General features: G+C 67.9%; 20 protein-coding genes and 1 riboswitch. Of the genes, 8 read left to right on the plus strand and 12 right to left on the minus strand.

Annotated elements, in window-relative coordinates; translation table 11 throughout:
- Positions 1–5 precede the first annotated feature (5 nt).
- From paaC to Q1A36_RS09000, 11 genes are all read right to left on the minus strand, one after another.
- Entirely contained in the window at positions 6–857 is an 852-nt protein-coding gene (gene paaC, locus Q1A36_RS08950; protein WP_299842343.1) for a 1,2-phenylacetyl-CoA epoxidase subunit PaaC, read from the minus strand.
- Positions 857–1,141 carry a 1,2-phenylacetyl-CoA epoxidase subunit PaaB gene (gene paaB / locus Q1A36_RS08955; protein WP_101754588.1) on the minus strand — a complete coding sequence of 95 codons (285 nt, stop codon included), beginning with the start codon at positions 1,139–1,141 and terminating at the stop codon, positions 857–859. Before paaB ends, paaC begins: the two co-directional genes overlap by 1 nt.
- 24 nt (positions 1,142–1,165) lie before the next feature.
- Positions 1,166–2,158: a 1,2-phenylacetyl-CoA epoxidase subunit PaaA gene (paaA, locus tag Q1A36_RS08960; RefSeq protein ID WP_299842347.1), complete on the minus strand. Its 993-nt coding sequence runs from the start codon at positions 2,156–2,158 to the stop codon at positions 1,166–1,168.
- A 15-nt stretch (positions 2,159–2,173) separates the two neighbouring features.
- Positions 2,174–3,379 (minus strand): 3-oxoadipyl-CoA thiolase, encoded by a 1,206-nt coding sequence (gene pcaF / locus Q1A36_RS08965; protein ID WP_299842350.1) that lies wholly within the window; start codon positions 3,377–3,379, stop codon positions 2,174–2,176.
- Positions 3,380–3,530: 151 nt separating this feature from the next.
- Entirely contained in the window at positions 3,531–4,376 is an 846-nt protein-coding gene (locus Q1A36_RS08970) for a PaaX family transcriptional regulator C-terminal domain-containing protein (RefSeq protein WP_299842353.1), read from the minus strand.
- Between the two features lie 77 nt (positions 4,377–4,453).
- The gene (locus Q1A36_RS08975; RefSeq protein ID WP_299842356.1) at positions 4,454–5,473 is read right to left on the minus strand and encodes a GSU2403 family nucleotidyltransferase fold protein; all 1,020 of its coding nucleotides are present in this window, start codon (positions 5,471–5,473) and stop codon (positions 4,454–4,456) included.
- An 88-nt stretch (positions 5,474–5,561) separates the two neighbouring features.
- Positions 5,562–7,766 (minus strand): exopolysaccharide transport family protein, encoded by a 2,205-nt coding sequence (locus Q1A36_RS08980; protein WP_299842359.1) that lies wholly within the window; start codon positions 7,764–7,766, stop codon positions 5,562–5,564.
- A complete protein-coding gene (locus Q1A36_RS08985; RefSeq protein WP_299842362.1) occupies positions 7,763–8,617 on the minus strand; it encodes a sulfotransferase family 2 domain-containing protein in 855 nt (284 codons plus the stop codon). Before Q1A36_RS08985 ends, Q1A36_RS08980 begins: the two co-directional genes overlap by 4 nt.
- A gap of 2 nt (positions 8,618–8,619) precedes the next feature.
- Positions 8,620–9,915, minus strand: a complete 1,296-nt coding sequence (locus Q1A36_RS08990; RefSeq protein ID WP_299842390.1) for an O-antigen ligase family protein — start codon at positions 9,913–9,915, stop codon at positions 8,620–8,622.
- Positions 9,912–10,814, minus strand: a complete 903-nt coding sequence (locus tag Q1A36_RS08995; protein WP_299842393.1) for a sulfotransferase — start codon at positions 10,812–10,814, stop codon at positions 9,912–9,914. Before Q1A36_RS08995 ends, Q1A36_RS08990 begins: the two co-directional genes overlap by 4 nt.
- A gap of 27 nt (positions 10,815–10,841) precedes the next feature.
- Positions 10,842–11,516: a PIG-L deacetylase family protein gene (locus tag Q1A36_RS09000; RefSeq protein WP_299842396.1), complete on the minus strand. Its 675-nt coding sequence runs from the start codon at positions 11,514–11,516 to the stop codon at positions 10,842–10,844.
- Between the two features lie 622 nt (positions 11,517–12,138).
- On the opposite strand from Q1A36_RS09000, the gene Q1A36_RS09005 reads away from it, so the two are divergent.
- Positions 12,139–12,894, plus strand: a complete 756-nt coding sequence (locus Q1A36_RS09005; protein WP_299842399.1) for a sugar transferase — start codon at positions 12,139–12,141, stop codon at positions 12,892–12,894.
- 13 nt (positions 12,895–12,907) lie between these two features.
- On the opposite strand, the gene Q1A36_RS09010 is transcribed toward Q1A36_RS09005, so the two are convergent.
- Positions 12,908–13,072 (minus strand): hypothetical protein, encoded by a 165-nt coding sequence (locus tag Q1A36_RS09010; protein ID WP_299842402.1) that lies wholly within the window; start codon positions 13,070–13,072, stop codon positions 12,908–12,910.
- 29 nt (positions 13,073–13,101) lie between these two features.
- On the opposite strand from Q1A36_RS09010, the gene Q1A36_RS09015 reads away from it, so the two are divergent.
- From Q1A36_RS09015 to thiS, 7 genes are all read left to right on the plus strand, one after another.
- On the plus strand, positions 13,102–14,481 hold the full coding sequence (locus Q1A36_RS09015) for a hypothetical protein (RefSeq protein WP_299842405.1): 1,380 nt from the start codon (positions 13,102–13,104) through the stop codon (positions 14,479–14,481).
- On the plus strand, positions 14,478–15,524 hold the full coding sequence (locus Q1A36_RS09020; protein ID WP_299842408.1) for a glycosyltransferase family 2 protein: 1,047 nt from the start codon (positions 14,478–14,480) through the stop codon (positions 15,522–15,524). Before Q1A36_RS09015 ends, Q1A36_RS09020 begins: the two co-directional genes overlap by 4 nt.
- Positions 15,521–16,423 (plus strand): glycosyltransferase family 2 protein, encoded by a 903-nt coding sequence (locus tag Q1A36_RS09025; protein ID WP_299842411.1) that lies wholly within the window; start codon positions 15,521–15,523, stop codon positions 16,421–16,423. Before Q1A36_RS09020 ends, Q1A36_RS09025 begins: the two co-directional genes overlap by 4 nt.
- Entirely contained in the window at positions 16,420–17,637 is a 1,218-nt protein-coding gene (locus Q1A36_RS09030; protein WP_299842414.1) for a glycosyl transferase, read from the plus strand. Before Q1A36_RS09025 ends, Q1A36_RS09030 begins: the two co-directional genes overlap by 4 nt.
- A 10-nt stretch (positions 17,638–17,647) precedes the next feature.
- Positions 17,648–17,752: riboswitch (TPP riboswitch) on the plus strand.
- A gap of 66 nt (positions 17,753–17,818) precedes the next feature.
- A complete protein-coding gene (gene thiD / locus Q1A36_RS09035; protein WP_299842417.1) occupies positions 17,819–18,622 on the plus strand; it encodes a bifunctional hydroxymethylpyrimidine kinase/phosphomethylpyrimidine kinase in 804 nt (267 codons plus the stop codon).
- The gene (gene thiO / locus Q1A36_RS09040; protein ID WP_299842420.1) at positions 18,619–19,596 is read left to right on the plus strand and encodes a glycine oxidase ThiO; all 978 of its coding nucleotides are present in this window, start codon (positions 18,619–18,621) and stop codon (positions 19,594–19,596) included. Before thiD ends, thiO begins: the two co-directional genes overlap by 4 nt.
- Complete coding sequence (gene thiS, locus Q1A36_RS09045; RefSeq protein ID WP_299842423.1) at positions 19,593–19,787, plus strand: sulfur carrier protein ThiS; 195 nt, start codon at positions 19,593–19,595, stop codon at positions 19,785–19,787. The genes thiO and thiS overlap by 4 nt, the downstream gene beginning before the upstream one ends.
- Positions 19,788–19,789 lie beyond the last annotated feature (2 nt).

Consider the following 19,789-nt stretch of genomic DNA (forward strand, 5'->3'; position numbering starts at 1 on the left):
ACCGCTTACCAGCTTGCGCCGGGATAGGCGCGCTGCAGGAATTGCATCTCGGCAAGGATATAGCCCAGATGCTCGGTATGAACGCCTTGCTTGCCGCCCTTGTGGGCAAAGTCGTTTTCGGGGATCGACAGCGTCGCCTCGTCCAGCACCTCGCGCACCACCGCCTCCCATTTCGCCCGGAGGCTCGAGGGGTCGGGCATCACGCCCTCGGCGGCCGGCGTCACATCCTTGTCGTCCGACAGGAACATCTCGCCGGTGTAGGGCCACAGATCGTCCAGCGCGTCCTGCATCCGGCGGTGGCTTTCCTCGCTGCCATCGCCAAGGCGGATGACCAGATCGGAGGAGCGTTCCAGATGATAGGCCACTTCCTTCACCGCCTTGGCGGCGATCTCGGCCACGCGCGGATCGGCCGATTGCATCAGCGCCGTCAGCAGTTCCAGATGCCAGGCATCGAACAGGAATTGCCGCATCAGGGTCTGGCCGAAATCGCCGTTCGGACGCTCGACGATCAGCAGGTTGCGGAAATCCCATGCGTCGCGCAGATAGGCCAGATCATTGTCGGTCCGGCCCTCGCCCTCGACCTCGGCGGCCAGTCCCAGCCACATCTGCGTCTGACCGATCAGGTCCAGCGCGACGTTGGCAAGGCCGATATCTTCCTCCAGCGCCGGGGCATGGCCGCACCATTCCGAGACGCGATGGGCAAGGATCAGCGTGCTGTCACCGATGCGCAGAAGCGCCTCGAACAGCGCCTCCTGGTCGGCATCGGGGCGGGGGGCGGTCTGGCCCGGATGGGCGGCGGCCTGCGCGCGCGCCAGATCGGCGGCGTCGGCCGTGGTCATGTCGGGAAGCGAGGGCATCACATATGCCCCACTTCATCGGGAATGTCGAAGAAGGTCGGGTGGCGATAGACCTTGGAATTCGCCGGCTCGAACAGCGGGCCTTTTTCCGACGGACTCGAGGCGGTGATATCGGCCGAGCGGACCACCCAGATCGACACGCCCTCGTTGCGGCGGGTATAGACATCGCGGGCGTTCAACACCGCCATCTCGGCATCAGGGGCGTGCAGGCTGCCGACATGGCGATGGTTCAGCCCGTGCTGACCACGGATGAAAATCTCCCACAGGGGCCATTCCTTGGACATGGGTCTCTCCCTCAAAAAGCGTGATTACTCGGCGGCGGCAGGGGTGCGGCGGGCGGCGGCCTTGCGGGCATGGGCGACCAGACCGTCGCGGAACCATGCGCCATCCTCCCAGGCCTTCACCCGCGCCCCCAGACGGTCCTTGTTGCAGGGGCCATTGCCGGCCAGCACATCATAGAATTCCGACCAGTCGGGCTCCGAGAAATCGTAGCCGCCCTTATCCTCGTTCCACTTCAGTGCGGGATCGGGAACGGTCAGGCCCAGATATTCGGCCTGCGGGACGGTCTGGTCGACGAATTTCTGCCGCAGCTCGTCATTGCTGTTCATCTTGATCTTCCAGGACATCGACTGCGCCGAATGGACCGAGTCCTTGTCCGAAGGTCCGAACATCATCAGCGAGGGATACCAGAGCCGGTTCAGCGCATCCTGCGCCATCTTCTTCTGCGCCGGCGTGCCCGAGGCCATCTTCATCATGATGGCATAGCCCTGCCGCTGGTGGAAACTTTCCTCCTTGCAGATGCGGATCATCGCGCGGCTGTAGGGGCCATAGCTGGTGCGCTGCAACGGCACCTGGTTCATGATCGCCGCGCCATCGACCAACCAGCCGACCGCGCCCATATCGGCCCAGGTCAGGGTGGGATAGTTGAAGATCGAGGAATATTTCATCTTCCCGGCGTGCAAGAGTTCCATCAGCTCGTCGCGGGTGACGCCAAGCGTCTCGCAGGCGGAATAGAGGTACAGCCCGTGGCCGGCCTCGTCCTGCACCTTCGCCAGCAGAATCGCCTTGCGCTCCAGCGTGGGCGCGCGGGTGATCCAGTTGCCCTCGGGCAGCTGGCCGACGATCTCGGAATGGGCGTGCTGGCCGATCTGGCGGATCAGCGTCTTGCGATAGCCCTCGGGCATCCATTCCTTGGGCTCGATCTTCTCGCCCCGGTCGATGCGGTCCTGAAAGGCCTGTTCCTCGGCGCTCATCTCGTCGCGCGACTTCATGCCTTCCGATTTCACCATCTGAGCATACATGGTCCTGCCTCCCGGTCAGACGCGTTCAATGATCATCGCGATGCCCTGACCGACACCGACGCACATGGTGCAGAGGGCATAGCGCCCGCCGGTGCGATGCAGCTGATACATCGCGGTCGTGACCAGCCGCGCCCCCGACATCCCCAGGGGATGACCAAGGGCGATGGCGCCGCCATTGGGGTTCACCCGGTCGGCGTCATCGGGCAGGCCAAGCTGCCGCAGCACGGCCAGAGCCTGCGCCGCGAAGGCCTCGTTCAATTCTATCACATCCATCTGGTCGAGTGTCATCCCGGCGCGGGCCAGAACCTTCTGGACCGCCGGGACCGGGCCGATGCCCATGATCCGCGGCTCGACCCCCGCCGCCGCCATGGCGACGATGCGGGCCTTGGGCGTCAGCCCGTGGCGCGCCGCGGCCTCGCCCGACAGGATCGCCAGCGCCGCCGCACCATCGTTCACGCCCGAGGCATTGCCGGCGGTGACGGTCAGGTCGGGGCCGTTCACGCCCTTCAGCCGGGCCAGCATCTCGGCCGTGGTGCCAGGGCGGGGGTGTTCGTCCGCCGTGACGACCAGCAGATCGCCCTTGCGCTGCGGGATCGTCACCGGGACGATCTCGTCGGCAAAGACGCCAGCCGCCTGCGCCGCTTCCCACCGCGCCTGCGAGCGGGCGGCGAAAGCGTCCTGATCGGCGCGGTTGATGCCGAAATCGGCGGCGACATTGTCGGCCGTCTCGGGCATCGAGTCGGTGCCGAAGGCCCTTTTCAGCGCCGGGTTGGGGAAGCGCCAGCCGATGGTGGTGTCATAGACCGCATTGGCGCGGGAGAAGGCGCTGTCGGCCTTGGGCATGACGAAGGGCGCGCGGGTCATGCTTTCGACCCCGCCGGCGACCATGAAATCGCAATCGCCCGCCCGGATCGCGCGAGCCGCCATGCCCACCGCGTCCATGCCCGAGCCGCAAAGCCGGTTGATCGTGGTGCCCGGCACGTTGATCGGCATCCCGGCCAGCAGCACCGCCATGCGGGCGACGTTGCGGTTATCCTCGCCCGCCTGATTGGCGCAGCCGAGGATCAGGTCATCGACCGCCGACCAGTCCACATTGGGGTTCCGCTCCATCAGCGCCTTCAGCGGCAGGGCCGCCAGATCATCGGCCCGGACCGAGGCCAGCGCCCCGCCATAGCGGCCGATGGGCGTGCGGATGGCGTCGCAGATGAAGGCGTCGGTCATGAAAATCTCCCCTGGTCCGGACGGCGAATCCCCTCATTCACCGACCGCTTGGTCAGCTTATACCGCGTCAATGCATCACAGAAAAGAAAATTCTTGCGGAAATCTGTGATGTATTAAGGGCAGCACTCTCCCCTGCCCTCTTTTCAACGGCTTAGGAGGCCAGAACACCGGCCAAACGCGCCTCGGTCTGCGGCGTCCGCGCGGGCAGAAGCCCGCCCACCCCCTCGAAATGCGCAGCCACATAGCGTTCCGCCTGCGGCGTCAGCGCCGCGTAAAGACCCCGGAACAGCGCGCGCGCCTCCTGCCCTTTCCAGCCGGGCGGCAGCGCCCCTTGCGGCAGGCGCGGGTCGCGCAGCATCACGCCCCGGTAGACATGAACCAGCAGCAGCCGCGCCACCAGCGCGGTCAGGTCGGCCAGCCCGCCATCGGGCGCGATCCCGGCCAGATCCCCGAAGCGCGCCAGCAGATCGCGGTAGCGCAGGTCCAGATCCGACAGGTCCCAGAACTGCGCCACTTCGCCCAGCACCGGCGGATCAGCGGCAGGAAAACAGATCGCACCCTCGGGCGCGGGCCGGCCCCGGTCGGGCCTGATCCAGACCGGCCCGCCCATATGCCCCAGCCGCAGGCCCCGCGCCGCCTCGGGCGTCATCGCCGGCGCGTGCAAAATCTGCCAGCCCCGCGCCGGCTTGTCCTCGGCGTAGAGCAGCGCGGCGGCGGCGTCGAATTCCTGCCGGGCCGAGGCATCCAGCCGGTAATAGCTGCGCCGCCCCGCCCGCTCGCCGGTCAGTCGATGCGCGGCGACCAGCCTCGAGACGGCGGTGCGCACCAGCGATTCATTGATGCCGACCTCGCCGCAGATCGCGATCAGCGTGCCGGTCCACAACACGCCTCCGCGCGGCACCACGACATCGCCATAGACGGTCACGATGAACCCGGCCGAGCGGATATCCAGCCCATCCAGCAGCCCGGCGATGATGTCCCTGTCTGCGGAAGACAATCCGTCACACCTTTGCGGTCATTCAGGCGATATCTGTAAGGCTTTGCCCCTCACCCTGCCAAGGGTTTCGTCGCGACCTATCCCGCCAGTGCCTCGAGCCGCACCGCCGTCTCGGGCATCCGCGACAGGCTGGCCGCGATCCGCTCGCGCCATTTCGGCCCGCGATCCAGCGCCTCCTCATAGGCTTCGGCCAGATCCTCGGGACGGTCAAGGGCCAGCGCGTCGATCAGGAAGGCCGCCTGCATCCGGTCCTTCTCGGCCTTCAGCCGGTCATCCTTGCGGCGCCGGTCGGCGACGATCAGCTTGTGGATGGCAAAGCGTTCCGGGCGCGGGATCTGCACCAGCACGCCATTGCGATAGGGCAGCGCGGCGGCGATCGGCTCGGCGATGAGATAGTTCAGGTGATGCAGCGCCTGCGCCTCGACCCCGAGCGCGGGCAGGGGCCGCAGCCCCTCCTCGGCATCGAAGGCCGGGGTCAGGAATTCGATCAGCGTGTTGCCCGTGGTCTGCTTCCAGCGCCACGTCTTGCCCGGCTGAAGGCTCGGCACCGGGGCGAAGGCGAAATCCCCCAGCACCTCCTGCACCGGCGGGCTGGCGGCATCCTCCAGCGCCAGCGACAGGCGCTCGAAGCTGGCGATGTCGATATCGTCGGTCTGCGCGGTCTGGCTCAGGTCATAGCGCAGGTTCAGCTCGCCCTCGTAAAGCCGGAAGGCATGGGTGCCGATGACCGTGCCGCCAAGGCGGAACACCCCCGACCCGGCCAGCGCGGCCATCAGGCTGCCGGTGGTCGGATCGAGACCCAGAAACCCCTCGGCGCGCAAGAGCCGCACCAGCCTTGCGCGGTTGCGCCGGCGGGTCTGGGCATCGTCGCGCGCGGCGCGATGCGCCGCGAGCCGGGCGCCAAGCTCGGGGCTGTCCTCGCCGATATAGTGCTTGCGGACATCGGTGCCGACGCGGAAGCTGTCATACCAATAGGCCCGGCCATTGCGCTCGACCCGCGTGGGGGTGCCGCGCAACGCGCTGACCGCCTCGTCCTTCAGCCCGCGCAGCAGGTCGTGATAGGCGGCATGGGCAATCGGGCTGTGGCGCTGGATCATGGAAAGGCCGTGTTCAACAATCGTCTGGACTGTTGAATACAGTCATGTTCAACAGATCGCAAGACTGTTGAACATGACTGCCCGGTCTCTACCCCTCGCGGTTATACTGCTGGAACCCCGCCGATCGTGTGGCGGTGAATACCGCGCCGATCAGCTTGGGCCGCAGCGCGCCGCTGGCCGAGACGGTGGCCTCGGCGGGGCGCAGCGCATCCTCGCCCCAGCGCAGCGCCAGAATCGCGCCATCGATCAGCCCGGCGGCGGTCTCGGCCTCGGCCCGGTCCGACAACGGCGGCAGGATCACCAGCACCTGATCCAGATCGCCGCGCAAGGCCCCCATCAGCCCGGCCAGCCGCTGCTGCTCGGCCCGGTCCAGCAGGTCGGCACCCTCGGCCAGCCCGAGGATCAGCGGCGCCCCCGGCTGCGCGCCCTCGCGAAACCGCGCCAGATCCGGTTCCGCCGTGGGATCGCCAAGCGTGATCCGCCCAGGCAGCTCCGCCGACAGGCTGCCCGCGCGCGGGTCCAGATCGACCAGCGCCACCCGGCTGCCCCGGTCGCAGAGACCCTGCGCCAGCCAGCCGGCCAGCACCGCCCGACCCTCGCCGCGCCGGATCGAGGTGACGCCGGTGATCAGCGCCGCCTCGCCGGTCTTGCGGCGCTGCAATTCGGCGATCAGGTTGCGCAGCGTATCGGCGGCCTCGCCGCTGTCACGCGCGGGCGGGACCAGCATCCCCTTGAAGCCGCGCAGACGCCGCCGCAGCAGCGGCACGCCCGGCACGAAGCCCAGGTACCGCAGCCCCAGCCCCTCGCCCAGATCGCTGACCCGGCGCAGGCGGTTGTCCATCACCTCGCGCAGGAAGGCGAGGCCCGAGCCCAGCACCAGCCCGCCGAAGATCGTCAGGATCAACAGCCGCTTGGCATTGGGCGAGGAGACCTGATCGGGCGGCACGGCGCGGGCGATGACGCGCGCCGGGGCGCGCTGGAAGGTCTCGCGCTGCGAGGCCGAGATCATCTCTTGCGCCATGGTCACATACTGGCTGCGCTTGGCATCGGCATCGCGTTCCAACTCGCGCAACCGGATCGATTTCTCGGCATCGGCATTGGCGCGGGCGCGCAGGTCCTCGACCTGCGCCTCGGTGGCGGCAATCTCGCGCCGCGTGGCCTCCTGCTGGGTGTCCAGCCGTTCGGCAATCTGGGCGGCCTCCTCCAGCATCAGGTCGCGCAGCTGGGTCTGGTCCTGCCGGTTGCGGGCGACGGAATCGCTGTTCGCGCCAAAGCGGCTAGCCAGATCACGCTCTTCCGCGACCAGTCCGGCATAGCGGGTCTGGAAGTCCTTCAGCGCCGGGCTCGCCACATCGCCGCCAAGCGTGCCGTCCATCAGCGCGGCGACGGAATCGGTGCCGGCAATGCCCTTGATCTTGTCGGACTTGGTGGCGATCTCGATCAGCTGCGAGCGCAGGCGGATCAGCCGGTCGGTTGCATCCGACAGTTCCGCCTCGGACGGCAGCACGTCGTCGCGCATGGTGAAAAGATCGTTCTCGCGTCGGTATTCCGTTACCTTCACATCGGCCTTCTGCACCTCGTCGCCCAAGACCGCCACGCGCTGGTCCAGCCAGCCGGCGATGCGCCGGGTATCCGACAGCGCCGCGTCCGAGGACACCTGGAAATAGGCGTCGATCAGCGTGTTCACCGCCTCCATCGCGAAGACCGGGTCCTCGGAAGTGTTAGAAATGTCGATGACATAGGTGCCGCCGTCGCGGGTGATGTCGAAATCCTGCATCATCTCGCGCCGGATGCCCTCGCGCCGGGTGGCCTCGATATTCTCGGCACTCTCGGCGCTCGGGGCTTCCTCGTCGTCCCCGCCCAGAAGATCGCCGAGCGCGGCGAAGGTCCGGCCGATCAGGCCGGGTGCCTCGTCCTCCGCCACGACCTCGAAAAGGCCCAGATCTTCGGCGGCCTGCGTCGTCACCTCGCGCGAGGACAGAACCTTCAGCTCGCTGTCGACGACCAGCGCGTCCGACAGCAACAGCGTCGGCGATTCCGGGCCAGAGAGCGAGTTCGAGATGCGCGGATCGACCACCAGCTCGGCCCGGGCGGTGTATTTCGGCGTGGCCAGCAGCACATAGACCAGCGCCGGAAGTGTCAGGGCCAGTGTCACCCCGGCGATCAGCCGCCAGCGTCGGCCAAGGCCGCCGCGCAGCGCGCGCAGCGTCGAGGCCAGATCGACCTCGGGCACCGCCTCGGGGTCGCGGTTGACGCCGTCGCGGCGCCAGAAGGGTCCATCGCTCTGGATCATGCGGCATCCTCGCGGGCGCGCGCCGGCAGGCCGGGCGCGATTTCACGGGCAAGCTGGTAAAGCTCCAGATCGGGGGCGCAGAGGGCGCGAAGCCGATCCATCTGATCATCAGTCAGTTGAACGGGGCGATCCTCGGCCATGTTGTAATGCGGGATGCGCGGGCGCGGGCCGAAGATGCGGGCGAAATCGCTGGCAAAGCCCGGCAGGTCATCCAGAAAGCCGATCAGGGTGAACCGCTGCATGTTCCGCCGCGCCAGTTCCAGCGCCTCGGCCTCCTCATCCGGCGTTACCGTCGCCATGCCGCTGAAATAGCGCAGCTTGTGCAGCGCCTTGCGCCGGCCCTCGGCGCTGTCGAGGAAGGCGTCGAAATCGCCGGTAAAGGTGCCGCTGCGCTTGTCCATGCGATAGTTGGAAATCGTCCGCGCCACCGGGTCGCGCAGGATGGTGACATAGCGGTAACGGTCGCCAAAATGCTGCCATGCGGTCTCGGACCAGAGGAAATGGCCGTGGATCAGCGTCGCCTGATGGGCCATGTGCATCAGGACCAGCGCCTCGCGGAAGCGGGTCGTGGCCTCGGCATTCGGGCCCTCGTCATGGAAGGACAGATCGTCCTGCCCGGTGGCCTGCATCGCCAGCGCCCGACGGATCGAGGGCGAGTCGAGGATGCCGATCTTGCGATGCAGCGGCACGGTTGCATAGAGCGCCTCGGAGACCGAGGTGCCGCCGCATTTCGGCACATGCAGGAAGACGCAGGGCGCACTGAGGCTCTGGCCTGCGACGGTGCGCAGGGACCGCCCGGCATAGAGCCTCGAGCGTTGCTTGAAACGGGCGAAGGGAGGAAGTTCTCTCATGGTCACTCTTTACGCTTGGGATGAAGGTCGGCCCGGCGAAGCTGCCCGAGGCTGACCCCCATCATGATCATCCAGCCCAGCATCAACTCGTGCTGGCGGTAGAGATAGGGTTCGACCAGTGCCAGGTTCAGCGGCCAGAGCACGGTCACGAGACAGCCGGCGGCAAAGACCGAACCGGACCAGCGCCACAGCCGAAGGGCCCGGCGCAGGGTGGTGATGACCAGCGCCAGGATGGCGATGATCCCGATGAAGCCGGTGCCGATGCCCACATCGGCGATGAAGTCGTGGAAGGTGGGCGCGGTCGCCCCGGCCTGCAGGACGAGGAAATGCAGGTGCTCGAACCGCGGCGCGGCCCAGAAAGCGCCGAAGCCATAGCCGATCAGCGGCACCTTGGCGATCTCGCCGGCGGCGATGGCCCAAAGCTCGGTCCGGCCGGTCAGGGTCGCGTCCTTGCCGGTCGAGGCGAACAAGGCCGCCGCCGGGTCGAAATCGGCCAGCGCCATCAGCGCCGGGGCCAGCGCCACGGTCAGGATGATCGCGCCGATCGCGCCATAGCGCAGCCAGCCCGGCAGCCGGTTGCGCGCCAGCAGCAGCAGAAGGCCGAGATAAAGCGGCAGCAGCAAGACCGCCGTCATCGATTTCGACAGGATCACCGCGATCATGCAGAGAACCAGCGCCGGCAGCGCCGCCCGCCGCGCGAGGGCCGGCACCTGCGTCCGGGGCGCCAGCAGAAAGATCATCGCGATCAGCGCGCAAAGACCCGAATAATGGCCCAGCATGTTCTTGTTGGTATAGATCCCCAGCAGACCGCCCACATCGCTGTAGAGCGGCCGGGTGATCGCCCCGCCGCTGGCATAGTTCAGCATCGAGGCCAGCGCGCCGGCGAAGGTGGTCGCAAAGACCAGCAGCATCAGCCGGCGCGGGTCGAATCGCCAGCCGAGGAAGCAGGCGATCAGCACCGACATGGTGATCTGGACTCCACCGACCAGCGTGGTCCTCGGCGCGACCGACCAGACCACCGAGATCAGGCAGATGGCGGGATAGAGCAGATAGACCCAGTTCCGGGTCAGCAGCCGGAAGAAGGCCGGCCAGACCGACAGGATGCGCAGCACCGTCAGCCCATAGATCAGCGCCCAGAGGGCAGAGCTGACCCCCCAGCGATTGGGAATGTCTCCGGCGGTGATCAGCACCAACAGCGCCAGACCGACATCCAGCAGGACCCACAGCGACCGCTGCCCCGGACGGGACAGGCCGGCACCCGGCAACTCGGTCCGCTGCGGGATGTTTTCTGCCGTCACACCGACCAATGCGCCTGCTCCATCCCGGTCATGGCGCGGAACTGCGCCGCGTCCTCGGCCAGATCGGTGCGCATCCGCGCCAGCAGCGCCTCGGGGAAGGCCGGGGGCCGCCGTTCAGGGCCGCGCGCCAGAAGCCTGCGGATCGCCGCGCGGCTGCGATGGCCGAAAAGCCCGGTCAGCACCGGGCGCAATGGCCCATGCGCCAGTTTCAGCACCCCACGCGGCACCCGCGACAGCTCGCCGCCGCCATTTTCCCGGTTGAGCGCGTCGATCTGCATCGGCGCGGCGCCGATATGGGCCAGAACCCGGTCGATCTGCCCCTGCGGATCGGCGATCAGCGCGTCGAAATCGACGATCAGCATCTGCCCGCCGTCGAAATGCGCGCGCCACAGGTCCAGCTGCCTTGCATAGCAGCTGGCGTCGATCAGGCTCAGATACTCGTGACTGTCGGGCAGATCGCCGGGGGGCATGTCGAGCAGCCCCATGGTCCAGCTGTGGCCATATTGCGAGACCGCCCGGCGCAGCGGATCGCGCACCAGGTAGATCAGCCGCGCCTTGGGCGCATGGCGGGCGACGCGCTCGGGCACGCCGGGAAAATCCCGGCCCTTGGCATAGTTCGGGCTGGCCTCGCCCCAAAGCGCACGGGCCGGGTCGAACTGTTGCCGATACCAGTCGGCGCCCTGCGGCCAGTTCTTCTCGGCGATGAAATAGTCGGTCTCCTTGTCCCGCGCCATCGAGATGGCGGGATGGCGGGACAGCAGGCCATGCAGCGTGGTGGTGCCGGCGCGCATGGCGCCCAGCACGATGAAATCGACCGGCGCCCGGCGGGTGCGGGGCGCGATAGCCATGTTCGCCGGCCCAGCCTGCTCGGCCGCCCTGATCTTCGTCTCGCTCGTCATCTGGATCTCAGTGCTTGTCCATGCGGCTCAGTTGACCTGCTGGGCCAGGAAATAGGCCTCCCAATAGGCCTTGATGCCCGGGCGCTCGCGCCCCGCAAGCACGCTGAGCCCCCAGCGCCGCGAGCGAAGCTCGTGATAGTCAGGCTGCATGTAATACTTGCGGCCCTGGGACAGGTGCAGACCGATGGCGGCCAGCTTGGTCTCGAACTCGTCGGTGATGTCCACGAACCAGTTGGGACGGAAGGTGGCATCATTGTCCGGCCCCTCGGCCAACAGCAGGGTCGGCGTCCAGTCGGCACGGCGCACGGCGATCTGCACGGCGGCCTCGACCGCAACATGATCCTGATGCGCCGTCCGGCTTTCGCCGACATGATGGGTGACGATGACCTCGGGACGCTCGCGGTCCAGCACCCGTTCGAGCCACGAGATCAACTCGCTGTTGCGCGCGACGAAGCCATCGGGGAAGTCGCCGAAGACAAGTTCCGCACCGATCAGCCCCGCCGCCGCCTCGGCCTCGAGCCGGCGATCCCATTCGCTCGGATCCGCGCCGTTCTCGCCGCGTGTGACGATCAGCACCACCACCCGCCAGCCCTGCTTTCGCAGCTTGGAGAGGAAGCCGAAGCTGGAGATCTCGGCATCATCCGGGTGGGCAAAGATGGTCAGCGCCGTGCGGGGCGATTGGTGCGTGGTCTGAAACAGCATGGCAGTGCGAAGAACCCTTCCTCAAATCATTAAGGACCGCAACGTCGCCGGTCCCGTCACCACCTGCGTTCCGTGACGTTGCCGACGCTGAGCAGCCAGTGTCATGCAACAACACAACAAACCATGATTCTGTCCCGTGAAAATTCAAAACTGAACCGTTTACATCACAAAATCAACGCGTTATGCGTGCGTTCTGAATGGCATAAATCAACTTTAGATTGACTAGCATCGGCGGAAATCCTCCTATGCGACCAATGTTCGACCTGTGATGGAACCCGATCCAAAATGGCTTTGAGCCCTGAAAACGCAGGCCAAGAGGCGAAAAGAGTTCATGATTTTTCAGGCGACCTTTGCGGCGGCTTCGTGAACAGCTTCGATGCCGCTTTCCAGTAAGCGGAGGCGCCGGTGAACGCCCTCAACCCGGCGATGAAATGCAGCAGGAATTGGCCGAGACAGGACCAATGATGTTATGGGCCGATTGATCTTGTTTGCCGTGATTGCAAGTTTGAAGCAGGCGGGTCTACCGCCCGAAATAATGAGCTGCCCAGACCCGATCCGGCGCGCATCTGCGTGCCAGTGTCCGGGCCCGGTGCGGTTCCTGTGCCTGTGGTGAGTAGATTTCATGATGTTTGATGCCCTGGACGATACGCGCAGCCCCTCGCGCCCCCCCGCGCTGCGCCATGCAAGCGAGACGACCGCCCGCCCGTCCGAAGCGATGCGCAGCCGATCGGCGCAGACCCCGGCTCTGGTCCATGACCGGTTGAACGGTTTCTATGGCCGCTATGGCAAACGCGGGCTCGACATCATCGGCGCGCTGGTCCTGATCCTGGTCTTCCTGCCGCTGATCCTCGTCATCGTGCTGATGCAGGTCATCCAGCCGGGCGGTGTGCTGTTCCAGCACCTTCGCGTCGGGCGCGGCGGCGAGGAATTCGGCTGCCTCAAGTTCCGCACCATGGTGCCCGATGCCGACCTGCGCCTCACCGAGTTGCTCGAGCGCGATGCCGAGGCGCGGCGCGAATGGCACGAGACCCGCAAGCTGCTCAGCGACCCGCGCATCACCGGCATCGGCAACGTGCTGCGCAAAAGCAGCCTCGATGAATTGCCGCAGCTGGTGAACGTGCTCAGGGGCGAGATGAGCCTTGTCGGGCCCCGTCCGATCACCGAGGCCGAACTGGCGATGTATGGCGAGGCGCGGGCCGCCTATCTGGCGCTGCGCCCCTGTTTGACCGGCAAGTGGCAGGTCAGCGGCCGCAATGACATCAGCTATGACGAGCGCATCCAGATCGACCGCACCTATGCCGAAAGCTTCGGCTTCTGGGGCGACATGGGGATCCTGGTCCAGACGGTGGGCGTGGTGCTGGGCGCGACGGGTCGATAATCCCGCGCCGCCCTCAGCGGCGGCGGGACCGCCACAGCGCGGCCAGCCCGGCGAACAGGTTCGACACCACCACGAGCACCAGCAGCGACATCAGAATGCTCGCATCGCACAGGGTCCAGACCACGATCGCGGCGACCAACCCAAGCAGAAATCCGGATATCAACAAACCCAATGGCATCGACCGATAGCATCATGGAACCGGGGCCAATGCCAGCGGAAATTCGCTTGTCCGAGGCTTCCCCTGCGCCAGCCACCGCGCACAGGCCGGGTCGCGGCCGCCTGTCGGGCGACCATGCCGGCGGGCTGATCGACTCGCTGTTGCTGATCCTTGCCCGCGTCGGGGCCAACCTGCTGGCGCTGGTCTGGACGCTGCTTCTGACCCGGCTGGTCCAGCCCGAGCTGTCGGGCATTGCCTTTCATGCCATCGCGCTGGCGCAGATCGCCTCGATCCTCCTGACGCTGAACGTCGAATCCGGCGCCATGCGGCTTCTGGTCCCGGCCCTGCATCAGGGCCGCCTGGACGAGGCGGCGGGCTTCATCCGCTTCAACCGCCGCATGGTCTGGCTGACCGCGCCGATCCTCGCGCTGGCCGCCGTGATCTGGGCGCAGCTTCAGGGCAACGGGCTGCTGGTCGGCTGGATCGCCGTCGCGGCACTCATGGTGGCACTGGCGCGGCTGACCGCGCGGCACGCCACCGCGCTTGGCGCGATGCGGCGCGGACTGTTGCCACGGCTTCTGACCGGACCCATCGTGCTGACCCTCGGGCTGGGTCTCGCATGGGCTACCGCCACGCCCTTGCTGCCCTGGCATGTCGCCGCCCTCTTCGCGCTGTCCGAGGGGCTGACCGTCCTGATCCAGCACCGCCTGCTGCGCCAGGCCTTCACACCGCTGGCGGGCCAGCCGACCCCGATGGCGGGCTGGCGCGGCTGGATCTCGCTTGGCCTCTGGCTCTCGCCGGGGCTGATGATGAGCGAGTATCGCAAGGCCCTGCTGATCGCCACCACAGCCTTGGTGCTGACCCCGGCCGAGCTGAGCCTCTTCGCCGTGGCCTTCTCGATCATCAACATCATCAATTTCGGCGTGGTCGCGGTGGATGTGGCCTTCAGCCCGCGCATCGCCCGCGCCATGGCGGCAGATGAACCCGCCAACCGCGACCGGCTGCTGGCCAGCTCGGCGGCGATCAAGCTGGCGGGGCTGACCCTTGGCGTCCTCGGCACCGCGCTTCTCGGGCCATGGGTGCTGGGCTGGTTCGGGGCCGGATACCGCGCCGCCGGACCGGCACTGATGATCCTGCTGGCGCTGCCCGCCACCGCCATCCTCTTCGGCCCGGCCTCGGTCATCCTGTCGGCGCGCGGCCTCGGTCGCGCCGATTTCACCGGCAACATGCTGGGCGCGCTGGCCATCGTGGCGGCGATCCTTGCCGGCGGCGCGGGCTTCGGCCTGACCGGCGCTGCACTTGGCGCGGTGCTGGGCCAGGCCATCGCGCTGGCAATCATGGCCGCACAATCCCGCCGCCTCCTGGGCATCGACCCGACGCTGATGAGCCTGCGCCACTTGCGCCGCAGCGCGAGCGAGACCGCATCATGACCCATTACCGCCCCGACCTTTCCCGCGCGACCGCCCTGACCGGGCATGAGGTGCTGATCGTCGTCCCCGCGCTGAACGAGGCGCGCGCGATCGATCCCTGCCTGCGTTCGCTGATGGCGGGTGATCCGCGTCTGGCCCATGCAAGGTTGGTCGTCGCCGATGGCGGCAGCCGCGACGGCACGCAGGCGATTGTCACAAACTTGCAGGCCGAGTTCCCGAACCTGCACCTGATCGACAATCCCGAACGCCTGCAATCGGCGGGCATCAACCGCGCCGTGGCCGAGGCGGCGCTGCCGCAGCACCGCATCCTCGTCCGCGCCGATGCCCATGCGATCTACCCGCCGGGCTATGCCATGGCCGCCGCCGACCGGCTGGCGGAACTGGGCATGGCCTCGGTGGTGGTGCCGATGGATTCCCGCGGCCAGACCGGCTTCGCCCGCGCCGCCGCCTGGATCGTCGATACGCCGCTCGGCTCGGGTGGCTCGGCCCATCGCGGTGGGCATCGCTCGGGCGAGGTCGATCACGGCCATCATGCGGCAATGGATCTGGGCTGGTTCCGCAGCACCGGCGGCTATGATCCCGGCTTCAGCCATAACGAGGATGCCGAGCTGGATCACCGGCTGCGCGCGGCCGGCGGGCGGATCTGGATGGCGGGCGACCTGCGGCTGGATTACCAGATGCGGCCCGGGTTCCGGGCGCTGGCCCGGCAATACTGGACCTATGGCCGGGGCCGGGCGCGCACGGTGCTGAAGCACCGGATGAGGCCCCGCCTGCGACAACTGGCCCCGGCGGTGAACCTGATGCTGCTGCTCGCATGCGCAGCGCTGATCCTCACGGGTCTGATGACCGGCCTCGGTTGGCTGACCGCGCTCGGCGCGATCTGGCCCGCGCTTTACGCCGGCCTGCTGCTGAGCGCCTCGCTGTGGATGGCCAAGCGCCACCGCGATCCGGCCGGCCTCTGGGCCGGGCCGGCTCTCGCTGCCATGCACCTGCCCTGGGGGGCGGGGTTTCTGACCGGCATTCTGAAGGGAGCCGCCCGATGACCACCAAGATCGACATCCTGATGTGCACCTTCCGCCGCCCCGCCGTGGCCGAGGCCATCGCCACGCTGGCCGCTCTGCGCCTGCCGCCGGACAGCGATGTGCGGCTGGTCATCGCCGATAATGACGACACCGACAGCGCAAGGCAGGTGGTGGCCGAGGCCGCACAGGCCCTGCCCTATCCCTGCCTCTACATCCATGCGCCTGCCCGCAATATCTCGCTGGCGCGCAATGCCTGCCTCGATGCCGCCAGCGCCCGGGGCGCCGACTGGATCGCCAGTCTCGACGATGACGAATCCATGCATCCCGACTGGCTGGTCGAGCTGATGGCAGTCGCCGGTCAAGCCGATGGCGCCTTCGGCAAGGTGCAGGCGCTTTACCCCGAGGGCGCGCCCGGCTGGCTGAGCCGCCTCGATTTCCATTCCTCGCATCCCGAGCGGATGCGGCTGCCGATCCGCACCGGCAACAGCGGCAATGTGGCGCTGCGCTGGCAGGGCACACCCTGGCAGGATCAGCGTTATGACCTGTCGCGCGGCCAGTCGGGCGGCGAGGATACCGAGTTCTTCCTGCGCCTCACCGGCATGGGTGCGCGGCTGCTGCCTGCCCCGCGCGCCATCGTGACCGAGCCGGTGCCACAGGGGCGGCAGTCGCTGGACTGGCTGGGGGTGCGCCGCTTCCGCATGGGGCAGACCCATATCATCACGGCTGAGACCCGGGCCGAGCGCGCGGGGCTGTTCGTCACCGCCTCGGCCAAGGCGGCCTTCTGCCGCCTGCGCGAGAAACTGTCCCCGGACGAGACGCAGCGCATTTTCTGGTATCTGCGCGGGCAATTGCATCGCGGCGTTGTCGCGGGCCTGCGCGACGAGCCGCAGCCGCAGCTTTACGGCAATGACCCGGTATGAGCCCTGCCCCTTCAGACCTTGCCGGGCTGCCGGTCGCCGTCTTCGGCATCGATCTGGCCGAGCCGGCGCAGATCCGCCGCATCCGTTCGCTGATCGCGCTTGGCTGCGACGTCACCTCGTTCTGCCAGCGACGCGAGGGCAGCCCGGACATCACACCGGACTGGCGCAACATCGATCTGGGGCTGGTCCGGCATGGCGACATTCGCGGTCGGGCGCGGGCGGCGGCGCGCTCGGTGCGGCTGGCGCTGGCGGGATGGCGGCAGCTTGCGGATGCGCAGGTGATCATCGCCCGCAATCTCGACATGGCGCTGATCGCGCTGGCGGCGCGGCGGCTGGCCTCGCTGCGCGCGGGCAAGCGACCGGCACCGCTGGTCTATGAATGCCTCGACATCCACGACCTGATGACCCGTCCGGGCCGCGCCGGGCAGATCATGCGCCGGGCGGAGCGTCATGTGCTGGCTCAGGCGGCGCTGCTGGTGGTCAGTTCGCCGGGTTTCATCCGCGAGTATTTCGCGCCGATGCAGGGCTATGACGGCCCGGTCGCGGTGGTCGAGAACAAGCTGTGGCTCGGCCTCGACCCCGCCAGCCGTCCGGCCCGCCCGCAACCCGAACCCCGAACCGCGAACGCCCCCCTGACCCTCGGCCTCGTCGGCTCGATCCGCTGCCAGGCCTCGGTCGATCTGCTGACGCAGACCGCCGACCTGATGGGCGACCGCTTGCGGGTTCGCATCTCGGGCGCGTTGCATGAGCATGCGCTGACCGGCTTTCATCAGGCCGTCGCCGCCCGTCCGAATGTCGAATGGACCGGCCCCTATGCCTATCCGCAGGGGCTGGCGGGGGCCTATGCCGGCTGCGATCTGGTCTGGGCGCAGGACATGTGGCAGCGCGGCACCAATTCCGACTGGCTGCTTCCGAACCGCATCTACGAGGCCAGCTGGTGCGGCTGCCCCTCGGTGGCGCTCAAGGCAACCGAGACCGGGCGGCGCATCGCCGCCGACGGGCTTGGTCATGTCATCGATGCGCCCCGGCCCGAGGATCTGGCCGCACTGCTGTCGCGGCTGACCCCCGCAGCACTGGCTGAAGAGCGCGCCGCCCTGCTGTCGCGCCCCGCCGCGGAGTTCGTGCAGGCCGCCCGCGACGTGCTGCCCTTCCTCGCCCCGGCCCGTCCGGTCCCGCCGACGACCCCCCTTGCCCATCCCCGGCTTTCCCACTAGCTTCCGCCGCACTTACTCGTTGGGGTGCCCCGCTTGACCGGGGCTGAGAGGCGAATGCCGACCCATCGAACCTGATCCGGTTAATACCGGCGGAGGGAACGGGTAGCTTGACGATGCCGGGCGATCACGTCCCTGCGCCAGTCTTTCCCCCAATCCATCCGTCGGTCGAAAGGGGGGCGACGTGACGGATATAGCTTTGACCATCGCAGGCTCGGACAGCGGCGGCGGTGCGGGGATTCAGGCCGATCTGAAAACATTTTCCGCGCTTGGTGCCTATGGCGCCAGCGTGCTGACCGCCATCACAGCGCAGAACACCCGCGCCGTCACCGCCGCCGAGACGCTGTCGCCCGCGATGATCCGGGCGCAGATGGATGCCGTCTTCGACGATCTGCCGGTGAAGGCGGTGAAGATCGGGATGCTGGGCGATCCCCTGGTGATCCGCGCCGTGGCCGAGGGGCTTGCCGGGCGCGGCCTGCCGGTAGTGCTTGATCCGGTGATGGTGGCGAAATCCGGCGACAGGCTGCTGGCCGCCGAAGCGATCGCGTCGCTGCGGGGCGAGCTGCTGCCGCTGGCGACCGTGCTGACCCCGAACCTGCCGGAAACGGGCGAGCTGCTCGGTGCAGAACCCGCCGCCGACCTGAGCGCGCGCGAGGTGCAGGGCCGCGCGCTCTTGGCGCTGGGGCCGGACTGGGTGCTGATGAAGGGCGGCCATGACGCGGGGAATGTCTGCACCGACCTGCTGCTTGGGCCTGAGATCCGTCACCTGACCGCCCCGCGCATCGCCACGAAGAACACCCACGGCACCGGCTGCACCCTCTCTGCCGCCATCGCCGCCGGGCTGGCGCAGGGTCTCACGGTGCCCGAGGCGGTGGCCCGCGCCCATGCCTATCTGCAGGGCGCCATCGCCGCCGCCGACCGGCTGTGCATCGGATCGGGACATGGGCCGGTGCATCATTTCCACGCGCTCTGGGGGGATGGCGCATGATCCGCATTCTCGGCGTCGGTGTGATGGGCCTGACGCTGGCCACTGAATTGACCGCACGTGGCCACAGTGTCGAACTGGTCGATCCCGAACCCGCCCCCGGCCCGCATGGCTGTTCCTGGTGGGCCGGCGGCATGCTCGCCCCCTATTGCGAGGGCGAATCCGCCGAGGAGCCGGTCGAGCGGCATGGCCTGACCGCCATCGACTGGTGGCAGCGACAGACCGGCGGCGTCAGCCGTCAGGGCACGCTGGTCCTCGCGCTGAACCGCGACCGGGGCGAGCTTGCCCGCTTCGCCCGCCGCAGTCGTGGCCACCGGATGCTGAACAGTGACGCCATCGCCGCGCTGGAACCCGATCTCGCCGGGCGCTTCACCTCGGGCCTGTTCTACGAGACCGAGGCGCATCTGTCGCCCCGCGCGGCGCTGACGGAACTGCGCCGCCGGCTCGAGGCCAAGGGCGTGGCGATCCACCGCGCGCCGACCGCCGGCAAACCAGATCAGCTGATCGACGCCCGTGGCCTTGCCGCCCGCGATGCCCTGCCCGACCTGCGCGGGGTGCGCGGCGAGATGCTGGTGCTGCGCTGCCCTGACGTGACCCTGAACCGCCCGATCCGGCTGCTGCATCCGCGCATCCCGCTCTACATCGTGCCGCGCGGTGATGGCGTCTTCATGCTGGGCGCGACGATGATCGAAAGCGACCGGCGCGGGGTGGTGACGGCGCGCTCGGTTCTGGAACTGCTCTCAGCCGCCTATGCGCTGCTGCCGGCTTTTGGCGAGGCCGAGCTGTTGGAAACCGGCGCCGATGCCCGCCCGGCCTTTCCCGACAACCTGCCGCGGCTGCGGCGTGTCGGGTCAACGCTCTATGCCAACGGGCTTTACCGCCATGGCTTCCTGCTGGCCCCTGCCGTCGCCGCCATGGCGGCGGATCATCTGGAGCGCGGCATCATCCCCGAATTCATGGACGAGGTTTTTGCATGATGATCACCCTCAACGGCGAGGTGCTGGCGACCGAAGCCGCCACTTTGTCGGACCTGCTGGCCGAAGGCGGCTTTGGTGCCAAGGTCGCCACCGCCCGCAATGGCGATTTCGTCCCTGCCGCCCTGCGCGCCGCCACGCCAATCGCCGAGGGCGACCGGATCGAGGTCGTCGCACCGATGCAGGGGGGCTGAGC

Origin of the sequence: uncultured Paracoccus sp. (assembly GCF_947487305.1) — a bacterium.
Taxonomy (GTDB): Bacteria; Pseudomonadota; Alphaproteobacteria; order Rhodobacterales; family Rhodobacteraceae; genus Paracoccus.